Source organism: Pseudomonas azotoformans (genome assembly GCF_900103345.1).
Lineage (GTDB): Bacteria > Pseudomonadota > Gammaproteobacteria > Pseudomonadales > Pseudomonadaceae > Aquipseudomonas > Aquipseudomonas azotoformans.
This window is the reverse complement of sequence record NZ_LT629702.1, coordinates 4,953,233-4,965,083: the sequence shown is the minus strand read 5'-3', so window position 1 is coordinate 4,965,083 and position 11,851 is coordinate 4,953,233. Positions and strand designations below refer to the sequence as shown.

At 61.3% G+C, this 11,851-nt stretch carries 11 protein-coding genes and 1 pseudogene; 4 read left to right on the top strand and 8 right to left on the bottom strand.

What is annotated here, in order from left to right; genetic code table 11:
* Positions 1–29: 29 nt before the first annotated feature.
* The gene (locus BLR69_RS22600) at positions 30–716 is read right to left on the bottom strand and encodes a Crp/Fnr family transcriptional regulator (protein ID WP_071493202.1); all 687 of its coding nucleotides are present in this window, start codon (positions 714–716) and stop codon (positions 30–32) included.
* Positions 717–799: 83 nt separating this feature from the next.
* Between BLR69_RS22600 and BLR69_RS22595 the strand changes: the two genes are divergently transcribed.
* Positions 800–1,324, top strand: coding sequence for an Mpo1 family 2-hydroxy fatty acid dioxygenase (locus tag BLR69_RS22595; RefSeq protein ID WP_071493203.1), 525 nt, complete (start codon positions 800–802; stop codon positions 1,322–1,324).
* A gap of 123 nt (positions 1,325–1,447) precedes the next feature.
* Here BLR69_RS22595 and BLR69_RS22590 read toward each other — a convergent pair whose 3' ends face one another.
* From BLR69_RS22590 to cysT, 3 genes are read right to left on the bottom strand one after another with little or no spacing between them, the layout of a single operon-like run.
* Positions 1,448–2,428, bottom strand: coding sequence for a sulfate/molybdate ABC transporter ATP-binding protein (locus BLR69_RS22590; protein ID WP_034101869.1), 981 nt, complete (start codon positions 2,426–2,428; stop codon positions 1,448–1,450).
* A 3-nt stretch (positions 2,429–2,431) separates the two neighbouring features.
* On the bottom strand, positions 2,432–3,304 hold the full coding sequence (cysW, locus tag BLR69_RS22585; protein WP_071493204.1) for a sulfate ABC transporter permease subunit CysW: 873 nt from the start codon (positions 3,302–3,304) through the stop codon (positions 2,432–2,434).
* Between the two features lie 13 nt (positions 3,305–3,317).
* Positions 3,318–4,136 carry a sulfate ABC transporter permease subunit CysT gene (gene cysT / locus BLR69_RS22580; RefSeq protein WP_016975029.1) on the bottom strand — a complete coding sequence of 273 codons (819 nt, stop codon included), beginning with the start codon at positions 4,134–4,136 and terminating at the stop codon, positions 3,318–3,320.
* A 79-nt stretch (positions 4,137–4,215) separates the two neighbouring features.
* Here cysT and BLR69_RS31240 point away from each other — a divergent pair.
* Positions 4,216–4,320: pseudogene (locus tag BLR69_RS31240) on the top strand (outer membrane lipoprotein carrier protein LolA); the annotation flags it as partial.
* Here BLR69_RS31240 and BLR69_RS22575 read toward each other — a convergent pair.
* From BLR69_RS22575 to dibA, 3 genes are all read right to left on the bottom strand, one after another.
* The gene (locus BLR69_RS22575) at positions 4,315–5,325 is read right to left on the bottom strand and encodes a sulfate ABC transporter substrate-binding protein (protein WP_016975030.1); all 1,011 of its coding nucleotides are present in this window, start codon (positions 5,323–5,325) and stop codon (positions 4,315–4,317) included. The pseudogene BLR69_RS31240 and the gene BLR69_RS22575 overlap by 6 nt on opposite strands.
* A gap of 182 nt (positions 5,326–5,507) precedes the next feature.
* The gene (oscA, locus tag BLR69_RS22570; protein WP_003170956.1) at positions 5,508–5,690 is read right to left on the bottom strand and encodes a sulfur starvation response protein OscA; all 183 of its coding nucleotides are present in this window, start codon (positions 5,688–5,690) and stop codon (positions 5,508–5,510) included.
* Positions 5,691–5,958: 268 nt separating this feature from the next.
* On the bottom strand, positions 5,959–7,872 hold the full coding sequence (gene dibA / locus BLR69_RS22565) for a phosphodiesterase DibA (protein ID WP_071493205.1): 1,914 nt from the start codon (positions 7,870–7,872) through the stop codon (positions 5,959–5,961).
* Positions 7,873–8,038: 166 nt separating this feature from the next.
* Between dibA and desA the strand changes: the two genes are divergently transcribed.
* Together desA and BLR69_RS22555 are read left to right on the top strand one after the other, a co-directional pair.
* Positions 8,039–9,223, top strand: a complete 1,185-nt coding sequence (desA, locus tag BLR69_RS22560) for a delta-9 fatty acid desaturase DesA (protein ID WP_071493206.1) — start codon at positions 8,039–8,041, stop codon at positions 9,221–9,223.
* 188 nt (positions 9,224–9,411) lie between these two features.
* Complete coding sequence (locus tag BLR69_RS22555; RefSeq protein ID WP_071493207.1) at positions 9,412–10,413, top strand: sensor domain-containing diguanylate cyclase; 1,002 nt, start codon at positions 9,412–9,414, stop codon at positions 10,411–10,413.
* Positions 10,414–10,520: 107 nt separating this feature from the next.
* Here BLR69_RS22555 and BLR69_RS22550 read toward each other — a convergent pair whose 3' ends face one another.
* On the bottom strand, positions 10,521–11,729 hold the full coding sequence (locus BLR69_RS22550) for an HDOD domain-containing protein (protein WP_071493208.1): 1,209 nt from the start codon (positions 11,727–11,729) through the stop codon (positions 10,521–10,523).
* Positions 11,730–11,851 lie beyond the last annotated feature (122 nt).

Sequence of the window (11,851 nt, the reverse complement as noted above, 5' to 3'; positions counted from 1 at the left end):
TCGATTGATAGGCGTGCAGGCTAACACCCTCAGGGGTGCGCCGCCTGCCGTAGCCGCTGTACGTCGAGGATTTCGATCTCGCCGTAGCCCAGGCGCACGACGCCGGCGGCTTGCAGGTCCTTGAGCAGCACATTGGTGGTCTGGCGCGACAGGTTCAACATGGCCGCCAGGTCTTCCTGGGGCAATTGCAGCACGCGTTTGGCATGTTCGGTATCGCCGTAGCCCTCGACGATCATCAACAAGCGGTGGGCCAGCCGCACCGGGGCCGGCATCAGGCTGAGCTGTTCCAGGCCGATGAAACTCAGGCGCAGCTTCTGGCTCATCAGCAGGGCCAGGTCACGCCAGTATCGCGGGGTCTCGTCCAGGATGCCCAGCAGCGCCTGCTGCGGCACCTGCAACAGTGTGCTGGGACCTACCGCGCAGGCGTCGTGGGTGCGCGGCAGGCCATCGAACAGGCAGATTTCGCCGAACCAGAAAGGTGCCTCCACCAGGCTGAGTATCGCCTCCTTGCCCTGCTCGTTCACCGCGCTGACCCGCAGGGTGCCGTCGAGCACCGCGTACAAGCCACAGGGCGGGTCGCCGCGCTTGAACAAGTATTGCCCCGCCGTCAGCTGCCGCAGCCGGGCATGGGCCAGCAGACTATGCTGAAAAGGCGCCGCCAGGTGGCTGAACCAGTGACCGCTGGCCAACCGGGCGCGCCATTGTTCTGCGTCCATGTGAACTCCGAAGATTGTCGCCCAGCTGACAGTTCGCCACAGGCTGACGGGGCATGATCAAACATCCTACAGGAGGAATAACAATGAAAAGCCTCGTCGATCACCTGAGTCAATACGCTGCCTACCACCGCGACCCGCGCAACATCGCCAGCCACTTTGTCGGCATCCCGCTGATCGTGGTGGCGGTTGCGGTGTTGTTGTCACGCCCGGAATGGGCCGTCGCTGGCCTATGGATCTCACCCGCCGTTCTTCTCGCGCTGTTCTCTGCGTGGTTTTACCTGCGCCTGGAATTGGCCCTGGGCGTGTTGATGACCGTGCTGATGGCGCTGTCGGTGTGGGCCGGACACGTGCTGGCGGCGCAGAGTACGCTGGTGTGGCTCAGCAGCGGTATCGGCCTGTTCGTGGTGGGTTGGGTGATTCAGTTTGTCGGGCATTACTACGAAGGCAGGAAGCCTGCGTTTGTCGATGACGTGTCGGGGTTGATCGTCGGGCCGTTGTTTGTGGTGGCGGAGTTGGCGTTTCTGCTGGGGTTGCGGCATGACCTCAAGCAGCAGATCGAGGAGCGCTCGGGGCCAGTGCGCAGCAGCAAGAAAAACGTTGCCGCATGACCCTCTGTAGGAGCGAGCTTGCTCGCGAAAATTGCTGACGATAACGCGGACACCCTGGCTTAACGCGGTGCCTTTGCGTTTTTCGCGAGCAAGCTCGCTCCTACAGTGGGGGTTGCAGCGCTTTTAGGCTTTCTGCCAGACCTTGGGTTTGAAGAACAGCGTCTCGCCGCGCGCCAAGCCGGTCAGGCTGTCGTGGTCTTTCACCACTTCGGCTTCGATCAGCTCACTCTGGCCTTCGACCTTCAAGGTCACACGGGTTGTCGCACCCAACGGGCGGATATCCCGCACTTCTGCGGCGTGGTGATCCTCTAGTTCATGCCGCGACAGCGACACTTCGTGTGGACGGAACAGCACGTGCTTGTCTTCACCCAAGTGCAGGCGGTTCGAATCCCCGAGGAAGTGATAGACGAAATCGCTGGCCGGGTTTTCGTAGACGTCGCCCGGTGAGCCGATCTGCTCGATCACGCCCTTGTTCATCACCACGATGCGGTCGGCGACTTCCATGGCCTCTTCCTGATCGTGGGTCACGAACACCGAGGTCAGGTTGATGTCTTCGTGCAGGCGCGCCAGCCAGCGGCGCAGCTCTTTACGTACCTTGGCGTCGAGGGCGCCGAAGGGCTCATCCAGCAGCAACACTTTCGGCTCGACCGCCAGGGCGCGGGCCAGGGCGATACGCTGGCGCTGGCCACCGGAGAGCTGCTCCGGGTAACGATCCGACAACCAATCCAGTTGCACCATGTTCAGCAGTTCGTGGACCTTGACCGCGATCTGGCTTTCGCTCGGGCGCTGGTTCTTCGGTTTCATGCGCAGGCCGAACGCCACGTTGTCGAACACGGTCATATGACGGAACAACGCATAGTGCTGGAACACAAAACCGACGTTGCGATCGCGCACGTCGTGGCCGGAGACGTCTTCACCGTGGAACACGATGCTGCCGTCATCCGGGGTTTCCAGGCCTGCAATGATGCGCAGCAAGGTGGTCTTGCCACAGCCGGACGGGCCAAGCAAGGCCACCAGCTCGCCACTCTGGATGTCCAGGTTGATGCTGTTCAGGGCCTTGAAGGCGTTGAAGTTCTTGCTGACATTACGGACTTCGATCGACATGACTTATTCCTCAGCCGCACCGGCGCGCAGGCGGTTAATACGGTTCTCGCTCCACTGCTTGAGCAGCAGGATGAAGAGCGCCAGGATCAGCAACAGACTCGCCACCGCAAACGCGGCAACGTGGTTGTATTCGTTGTAGAGAATCTCGACGTGCAGCGGCAGGGTGTTGGTCACGCCGCGAATGTGGCCGGACACCACCGACACCGCGCCGAACTCACCCATGGCCCGTGCGGTACACAGCACCACGCCATAGATCAGGCCCCATTTGATATTCGGCACGGTCACGTGCCAGAACATCTGCCAGCCATTGGCACCGAGCAGGCGCGCGGCCTCTTCTTCCTGGGTGCCCTGCTCCTGCATCAGCGGGATCAGTTCACGGGCCACAAAGGGCACGGTGACGAAGATGGTCGCCAGCACGATGCCGGGCAAGGCGAACACGATCTGGATGTCGTGGTCCTGCAACCACGGGCCAAAGAAGCCCTGGGCGCCGAACATCAACACATAGACCAGGCCGGCGATCACCGGCGACACCGAGAACGGCAGGTCGATCAGCGTCACCAGGATGCTCTTGCCACGGAACGAGTACTTGCTCACGCACCACGCAGCGCTGACGCCAAACACCAGGTTGAGCGGCACCGAGATCACCACGGCGATCACCGTGAGTTTCAACGCCGACAGCGCGTCGGGTTCGAGGATCGCGGTGAAGAACGCGCCGAGGCCGTTCTTCAGGCCCTGGGTCACCACGATAAACAGCGGCAACAACAGGAACAGGGCGAACACCAGCCAGCCAAGGCCGATCAGGATGCGTCGCGACGCGGCGCTGCCACGGCGGGCAGCGTTGGCCGAGGACGCGGCGGCAATAGACGATTGGGACATGTTCCGCGCCTCCTTATGGACGTTCGATGCGCCGCTGCAACAAGTTGATCAGCAGCAGCAGGACAAAGGAAACCACCAGCATCAACACGCCAATGGACGTGGCGCCGCGGTAGTCGTATTGATCGAGCTTGACCATGATCAGCAGCGGCAGGATCTCGGTTTTCATCGGCATGTTGCCGGCAATGAAAATCACCGAACCGTACTCACCCACGCCACGGGCAAACGCCAACGCGAAACCGGTCAACCAGGCGGGCAGCAGCGCCGGCACCAGGATGTGGCGGAACACCTGCAACGGCTTGGCACCCAGGCACGCGGCGGCTTCTTCGACTTCCCGGGGGATATCGGCCAACACCGGCTGCACCGTGCGCACCACGAACGGCAGGGTGACGAAGGTCAGCGCCAGCGTGATGCCCAACGGGGTGTAGGCGATCTTGAAGCCCAGGTCGGCGGCGAACTGGCCGACCAGCCCGTTAGGCGTGTACAGCGCGGTCAGTGCGATGCCGGCGACAGCGGTGGGCAACGCGAACGGCAGGTCGATCATCGCATCGATGACCTTGCGGCCAGGGAAGGTGTAGCGCACCAGCACCCAGGCCAGCAGCGTGCCGATCACGCCATTGATCAGCGCGGCGTACAGCGCGGTGCTGAAGCTCAGTTGCAACGCCGCCAGCACACGCGGTGCGGAGATGATGTTCCAGAACTGATCCCAGGTGAGTTGAGCGGCGTGTACAAACATCGCCGCCAGCGGGATGAGTACGATCAGGCTGAGGTACACCACGGTGTAGCCCAGCGTCAGCCCGAAGCCGGGTATGACGGGGGAGATACGACGCGACATAAGAGTCCTTGGTTAAGGGAACAGACATGCAAAACCCGCAAACGAATGCGGGCTCTCCTGACCCTCTGTAGGAGCGGGCTTGCCCGCGAAGATCGTCAACGATAACGCGGGCTGTCTGGATGCACGCGGTGTCTTGAAGTTTTTCGCGAGCAAGCTCGCTCCTACAGTGGGGTTGGCGTTATTGCGCCGTGTAGATTTGGTCGAACACGCCACCGTCGTTAAAGAATTTCGGTTGGGCAGTTTTCCAGCCGCCGAAGTCTTTGTCGATAGTCACCAGGTCCAGTTTCGGGAACTGCTGGGCGTATTTGGCGGCCACTTTTGCATCGCGTGGGCGGTAGAAGTTTTTCGCCGCAATCTCCTGGCCAGCCGGGCTGTACAGGTGCTTCAGGTATTCAGTGGCGATTTCGGTGTTGCCCTTTTTCTCGGCGTTCTTGTCGACCACGGCCACCGGCGGCTCGGCGAGGATCGATAGGGAAGGTACGACGATGTCGAACTTGTCGGCGCCGCCGTCTTCCTTCAGCGCCAGGAAGGCTTCGTTTTCCCAGGCGAGCAATACGTCACCCTGACCGTTGTTGACGAAGGTGATGGTCGAGCCGCGAGCGCCGGTGTCCAGCACAGGTACGTGCTTGAACAGCTCTTTCACGTATTCCTGAGCCTTGGCTTCGCTGCCACCGGCCTTGAGGCCATAGGCCCAGGCGGCGAGGAAGTTCCAGCGGGCGCCGCCGGAGGTTTTCGGGTTTGGGGTGATCACGGACACGTCTTTCTTGATCAGGTCGCCCCAGTCCTTGATGCCTTTAGGGTTGCCCTTGCGCACCAGGAACACGATGGTCGAGGTGTATGGGGTGCTGGCGTCCGGCAGGCGGGTCTGCCAGTTTTCCGGGAGGGTCTTGCCCAGCTTGGCAATTTCGTCGATGTCGCCGGCCAAAGCCAGGGTGACCACGTCAGCGCGCAGACCATCGATCACGGCGCGGCCTTGCTTGCCCGAACCACCGTGGGATTGCTGGATCTTGACGTTGTCGCCTGGGTGGGACTGTTTCCAGAAGTTGGTGAACTCAGCGTTGTAGTCCTGGTACAGCTCACGGGTAGGGTCGTACGAGACGTTGAGCAACTCGTAGTCCTTGGCAACCGCAGAACCTGCAAACACGGCGCTGGCCAGGGCGGCCAGGGCGTAACGGCGAATCGACGACATAGAAGGCTCCTAGAATTCTTAGTTATTGGCTGAACACCGTAGGAGCGAGCTTGCTCGCGAAAAACTTGAAAGCGACGCGTTGAACCTGATGCGCTGCGTTATCGTTGACGTTTTTCGCGAGCAAGCTCGCTCCTACAGGGGTATTTCTTGTAGTTGCGGGTCTTGCGAATCGCCGTTCTTGCTCAGCTCGGTTTGTTACCCGGGTTCTGCAGGCGGAATTTTTCTTTGCGTTCGATCTGGACCACTTGGGCGTTGTGCACCGTGATTTCCACCGCGCCAAACCGCAGATCGCGCAGGGCGCTCTGGATCTCACGCAAAATGGCTGCTTCGTCCTGGCCGTCGACGCTACGTAGAGATGCGCTCATGGTCTCGCTCCTGAAATGAATAGTGCCTCGCAGTGGCGGCACTGCTTGCGGCGTGAGGGCGATAGTAGATAAGCGCGGATATTCTTAAAAATACTATTTAAGAATGTTTATATAACCAGAAAGAATTTTCTGGTGGGACGCGGGGTTGCGCGCAGATTGCTTTCAAATGTGGGAGGGGGCTTGCCCCCGATAGCGGTGCGTCAATCACATCTTCATTGACTGACAGTCTGCCATCGGGGGCAAGCCCCCTCCCACACTTGAACGCATTTCAGGTTCGGATCACGGGTGCCTTGGACCAATCTAGTTCGCCCGCCGGCATCGGCCGGCCAAACCAATACCCCTGCCCCATATCGCACTGCTGATCCAACAGGAACCGCGCCTGTTCCACCTGCTCGATCCCCTCTGCATGCACTTGCATCCCCATGCTTTTTGCCAGGGCGATCACCACGCGCACAATCGCCGCATCGTCCTCGTCCCACGGCAACCCGGCGACGAAGCCCTGATCGATCTTGAGCTTCTGCACCGGCAGGCGCTTGAGGCGCAACAGCGAGGAATAACCGGTGCCGAAGTCGTCGATGGCCAGGCGCAGCCCCAGCTCGCGCAGGCGGTGCAGTTGTTCCAGGGCTACTTCCGGGTCGTCCATCACCGCGCTTTCGGTGACTTCCAGTTCGAGGAAGGCGGGATCCAGGCCCGTGTCGTGCAGCACCTGGGCGACCTGCTCGTACAACTCACGCCGGGCAAACAGGCGGCTGGAAACGTTGATGGCGATAAAACTCAGCGGCACCTCATCGGCCAGCCATTGGCACATCTGCCGGCAGGCCTGGTCCATGACCCAGGCGTCGATATCGGCAATCAGGCCGGTGCGCTCGGCAATCGGGATGAACTCGCCCGGCGGCACCAGACCGCGCTCCGGGTGCTGCCAACGCACCAGCGCTTCGACGCCGATCAGGCGGCTGCCCTGCAGGTCGTGCACCGGCTGGTAGTAGACGCACAGCTCCTGCTGTTCAAGCGCACGGCGCAGCTCACTGGCGATCTCCACGCGGTTCTGCGCATGTGCGGTGAGTTCTTCGGTGTACAGGGCATAGCCTTCGCGGCCAGCACTCTTGGCCTTGAACAACGCGGAATCGGCGTTGCGCAGTAACTGCTCGGCGCTCAGGGCGTCGCTGGGGAACAGGCTGATGCCAATACTCGCGCTGATAAACAGCTGGTGGCCGTCAAAGATAAATGGCTGTTTCAGTGCATCCAGTATGCGTTGCGCCAGGCCCGCAGCCTGGGCCACCTGTGGACAACTTTCTGCCAGCACCGCGAATTCGTCCCCACCCAGGCGCGCCAGGGTCACGCCCGGGCCGAACAACGCCTTGAGCCGTTCGCCGACCAGCTTGAGCAACTGGTCGCCAACGTTATGGCCCAGGCTGTCATTGATGATTTTGAAGTGGTCCAGGTCCAGCAACAGCAAGGCGCAACCACGCTTGTGAATCTGCGCCGAGGCCAGTGCCTGTTCGGCGCGGTCGGTGAACAGCAGGCGGTTGGGCAGGTCGGTCAGCGGGTCGTGATGGGCGAGGTGGGCCAGTTCGTGCTCGGAGTCCTTGATGGCGCTGATATCGGAAAACACCGCGACGTAATGGCTGACGTGGCCTTGGTCATCGTGAATCACGCGAATGGTTTGCCACTGGGGGTAAATCTCGCCGCTTTTGCGTCGGTTCCAGATTTCACCGCTCCATTCGCCGGTACGCTCCAGGCTCTGGAACATCTGCTGGTAGAAATGCGACGAATGGCGCCCCGACTTGAACAAGCTGGGCTGCTGGCCCATGACGTCTTCGCGGCTGTAGCCGGTGATCGCCATGAAGGCGCGGTTCACGTGCACGATCAGCCCCTGCGCGTCGGTGACCAGCACCCCTTCGCGGGTGCAGTCGAACACGGCGGCGGCCTGGCGCAGGCGTTCGCGGTTTTCCTTCAACGGTTGCTGCAACTGGTTGGCACGCGCAAATCGGGCGCACATCAGGTAAATCGCCAGGGCGCTGAGGGCCACCCACACATAGCCCCGCACTTGCAGCCAGCGTCCCAACTCCCGCGGTTCATCGAGAAAGCTGATCAATAAGTGGTTGCTGAGCTGGAGCCATGCGACAGAAACCAGAAGGTATACCAGCCCCGCGCGTAGGGCTCCACGGTATGAAAACAGCATATGGTCAGTAATCCTTACCAAAAAAACATAATCGCCCTATAAACGCTGCGGATTATAGAATAAGTAACATCTCGTAAGTCTTATCTGAAAGGGTCGCTGGTTTTCTCTGTAGGCTTAGTGATAATGCTTGAGCTGTTCTTTTCTTTATCTGAGGGCCATACAGCCTATGTGGTACAACGGTTTTCTTGACCTGTCAGCCTGGCAACTGGTGGCAGTCACGCTGTTGATGACCCACGTGACCATTGTTGGGGTCACGGTCTATCTGCACCGTTATTCAGCCCATCGCTCCCTGGAGCTCAATGCCGGCCTGAAACACTTCTTCCGCTTCTGGCTGTGGCTGACCACGGCGCAGAACACCCGCGAGTGGACTGCCATCCACCGCAAGCACCACGCCAAATGCGAAACCGTGGATGACCCGCACAGCCCGGTCATCAAGGGCCTGTCCACTGTGCTGCGCAAAGGCGCCGAGCTGTACCGCGCCGAAGCCGAAAACCCCGAGACCCTGCGCATCTACGGCAAGAACTGCCCGGACGACTGGATCGAACGCAAAATCTACACCCCCTACCCACTGCTGGGCGTGGCGATCATGGGTGCGATCGACCTGCTGCTGTTCGGCACCATCGGCATTACCATCTGGGCGATCCAGATGATGTGGATTCCCTTCTGGGCCGCCGGCGTGATCAACGGCCTGGGGCATGCCGTGGGCTATCGCAACTTCGAATGCCGTGACGCGGCGACCAACCTGGTGCCGTGGGGCATCATCGTCGGCGGCGAGGAGCTGCATAACAACCACCACACCTACCCCAACTCCGCCAAGCTGTCGGTGAAGAAGTGGGAGTTCGACCTGGGCTGGGCGTGGATCAAAGTATTCAGCTTCCTGCGCCTGGCCAAGGTGCAGCGTGTCGCCCCTATTGCCCACCGCGTGGAAGGCAAGGGCCACCTGGACATGGACACTGCCATGGCGATCCTCAACAACCGCTTCCAGATCATGGCCCAGTACCGCAAGTTGGTGATCGGCCCATTGGTCAAGCAGGAGCTGGAAAAGGTCGATCACTCGGTGCGCCATCAGTTCCACCGCGCCAAGCGCCTGCTGTCGCGGGAAACCAGCTTGCTGGATGACCGCCATCACGTGCGCATCCAGAGCATGCTGGAACACAGCCATGCACTGAAAGTGATCTACGAAAAGCGCCTGGCGCTGCAGCAGATCTGGCTCAAGACCAGCTCCAATGGCCACGATATGCTGGCGGCCATCAAGGAATGGGTGCATGAAGCCGAGGCCAGCGGCATCCAGTCCCTACGGGATTTTGCGCACCAATTGAAGACTTATTCGCTGCGTCCTGCGGCAGTCTGATGCTGCGGTGGGAGGGCTTGCCCTCCCACCTATCAGCTTTTTGGCGTCATTTACCGGGCACCGGCAATCGGTCCTGTTGACGGAACTTCACTGAAATTCGCCTCTCTCAATGAACACTTCGCCATCATGGTGGCCCCTTGTAGTGACCGCTGCTCCTGTTTGCGGCGCGCCCAGAGAGAGTTGTGCCGATGGTTCACGAAAAGTCCTCCTTAATCGACGCGCCAGCAGCTGAGCATCCCCGCCCAGCAGCAGCGGCGACCCTGCTGGCGCTGGTGCATGCCCAGGGTGAAGTCGAACGATTGAGCGAACGTGAGCAGTTGCTGAGTTCAATGCTGGTCAGCGTGAATGCCGTGCTGTGGGCCATCGATTGGGAAACCCGCCGCGTGCTGTACGTGAGCCCGGCCTACGAACGAGTCTTCGGGCGCTCTGCCGGCCTGCTGCTGGCCGACCACCGGGAATGGCGCAACAGCATCCACCCCGAAGACCTCGACTACGCCGAACACAGCCTGGCCCGCGTACTGGAACAGGGCGCCGTGGAAGACCGCGAGTACCGCATCATCACCGCCGACGGGCAGATCCGCTGGCTGAGTGACAAGTGCTACATGAACCAGCAAGTCGAGCCCGGTGAGCCGCTGATCGTGGTGGGCATGGCCGAAGACATCACTGAAAAGAAACAGCTGGAGCTGGAGCTGCACCGTCTTGCCACCACCGACGTGCTGACCCAGAGCAGTAACCGCCGGCACTTCTTCGAATGCGCCAACCAGGCCTTCGACACTGCCTGTGCCCAAGGTGCGCCGCTGGCCTTTCTGCTGCTGGACATCGATGACTTCAAAGACATCAACGACAGCTACGGCCATCTGGAGGGCGACCAGGTGCTGCGGCGTATCGCCGAGAGCGGTCGAGGAGTGCTGCGCCGTGGCGATCTGTTCGGGCGCATCGGTGGCGAAGAGTTCGCCGCCGTATTGCCTGGCTGTGCGCCGGAGATGGCGTTGCAGGTGGCCGAGCGCCTGGGCCGGGAGATCCAGGAACTCAGCTTCAACTACGAAGGCCAGGCCTTCAGCGTGACCATCAGCCAGGGCCTGGCCAGCCTCACCGATCGCGACTCGACCCTGGACAGCCTGTTCGCCCGTGCCGATGCGGCCATGTACGAGGCCAAGCGCCTGGGCAAGAACCGCGTAATCGCGGGCTAGTAGTCAACACTGCTCAAATGTGGGAGGGGGCTTGCCCCCGATAGCAGGGGGTCAGCCAGCACATGGGTGACTGATACACCGCCATCGGGGGCAAGCCCCCTCACACATCAGGATTTGCGCACTCGGGTCAGCTCCGACAAGCCCACCTTGAGCAATCGCGCCGTCTTGCCCGCCGCCAGTTCTTCCAGGCCTTCATGCTCAGTCAAACGCGCCATCTGCGCCGCCAGGTGCACCACCAGCGCATCCCGCGCATACACACCGCCCTCCAACGAGTAGATCGCCGCAATCAACTGGCGCAGCTCCAACGGCAAGCGCCAACGCGCACGCAGTGCCGAGCCATAGGCAGCGCCAAAGGTGTAGAGGGACTCGCCAATCGCTTCGTCATCCAGTTCGCCGCCACCCTGGCGCCAGTCCTCCAGGCAGCGCAACAGCGCCAGGTCGCCCAGCCGGTGGAGAATACCCGCGCTGTAGCAGCGTTCGTGATCCAGCTCCAACATGCGGGCCAGGCGCCGGGCGTAGTCGGCAGTGTCCTGGGACACTTGCCAGTGCCGCTCGGCATAGGCCACCAGCGCCGGGTCACCGAGTACCACGTTGTGCTTGAGCGCCAGCCCGAGGATCAGGTTCATGCTTTGCCCCGGCACCAGCTTGTGCAGGGCGCCGGGCAGGGTCTGCACCGGTGCGCCGTGATGGCCGGCACTGTTGGCGGCGGCGATGAGCACGGCGGTGATTTGCGGGTCCATGCGCACCTGGTCTTCCAGATGCTTGAGGTCCAGGCCTTCCGGCCTGAGGCTGTGTTGCACGGCGGCTTTCACATCGACCCGCAATGGCGCGCCGTCGGACGCTTCGCGGCGTCGCTCAAGGAACACTGGCAAGGTCATGCCGGGCGCCAACGGTGGGATCTCGCAGTACACCGTTTCGCCTTCGTTGAGCAGCAGGTCTTGCAGACGTTGGGTCAGGCCTTCCATGTTCAGGGGTTTGGTCAGGTACGCCGTGGGCGCCAGGGGCAAGGCTTCGCGCACGCTGGCGCTGTCATTGCGACTGCTCAGCAGAATGAACGGCAGCAAAGGCGAGCGACGCTTCTGGCGCACGCTGCGCAGCAGGCTCAGGCCATCGATGCCGGGCAGCTCCCAATCCGCCAGGATCAGGTCGTAGGATTTTTCGCGCAGTAATATCGCCGCTTGCTGGCCATCGGCACACACATCCAGCCGCGCGTCGCAGCGCACATTCAACAACACTTGCTTGAGCAGGTCCCGCGACCAAGGGTCCGCCTCGGCAATCAACACGCGGGGTACAGCGGGTAAATCAACAGCAGTCATCCAGCACGCTCCATCGGCAATGCTTGCAACCTTAGTCAATGGAGCCGCCTACGTACAATGAACACGGGCTGAATGTGCGGCAATGGGCATAAAAAAACCCGCCGAAGCGGGTTTTTTCTGTC

What these genes read in the sequence shown, in the direction of transcription:
- BLR69_RS22600 (WP_071493202.1), bottom strand. Translation starts at nt 716, where the DNA reads ATGGACGCAGAACAATGGCGCGCCCGGTTGGCCAGCGGTCACTGGTTC.
- BLR69_RS22595 (WP_071493203.1), top strand. Translation starts at nt 800, where the DNA reads ATGAAAAGCCTCGTCGATCACCTGAGTCAATACGCTGCCTACCACCGC.
- BLR69_RS22590 (WP_034101869.1), bottom strand. Translation starts at nt 2,428, where the DNA reads ATGTCGATCGAAGTCCGTAATGTCAGCAAGAACTTCAACGCCTTCAAG.
- cysW (WP_071493204.1), bottom strand. Translation starts at nt 3,304, where the DNA reads ATGTCCCAATCGTCTATTGCCGCCGCGTCCTCGGCCAACGCTGCCCGC.
- cysT (WP_016975029.1), bottom strand. Translation starts at nt 4,136, where the DNA reads ATGTCGCGTCGTATCTCCCCCGTCATACCCGGCTTCGGGCTGACGCTG.
- BLR69_RS22575 (WP_016975030.1), bottom strand. Translation starts at nt 5,325, where the DNA reads ATGTCGTCGATTCGCCGTTACGCCCTGGCCGCCCTGGCCAGCGCCGTG.
- oscA (WP_003170956.1), bottom strand. Translation starts at nt 5,690, where the DNA reads ATGAGCGCATCTCTACGTAGCGTCGACGGCCAGGACGAAGCAGCCATT.
- dibA (WP_071493205.1), bottom strand. Translation starts at nt 7,872, where the DNA reads ATGCTGTTTTCATACCGTGGAGCCCTACGCGCGGGGCTGGTATACCTT.
- desA (WP_071493206.1), top strand. Translation starts at nt 8,039, where the DNA reads ATGTGGTACAACGGTTTTCTTGACCTGTCAGCCTGGCAACTGGTGGCA.
- BLR69_RS22555 (WP_071493207.1), top strand. Translation starts at nt 9,412, where the DNA reads ATGGTTCACGAAAAGTCCTCCTTAATCGACGCGCCAGCAGCTGAGCAT.
- BLR69_RS22550 (WP_071493208.1), bottom strand. Translation starts at nt 11,729, where the DNA reads ATGACTGCTGTTGATTTACCCGCTGTACCCCGCGTGTTGATTGCCGAG.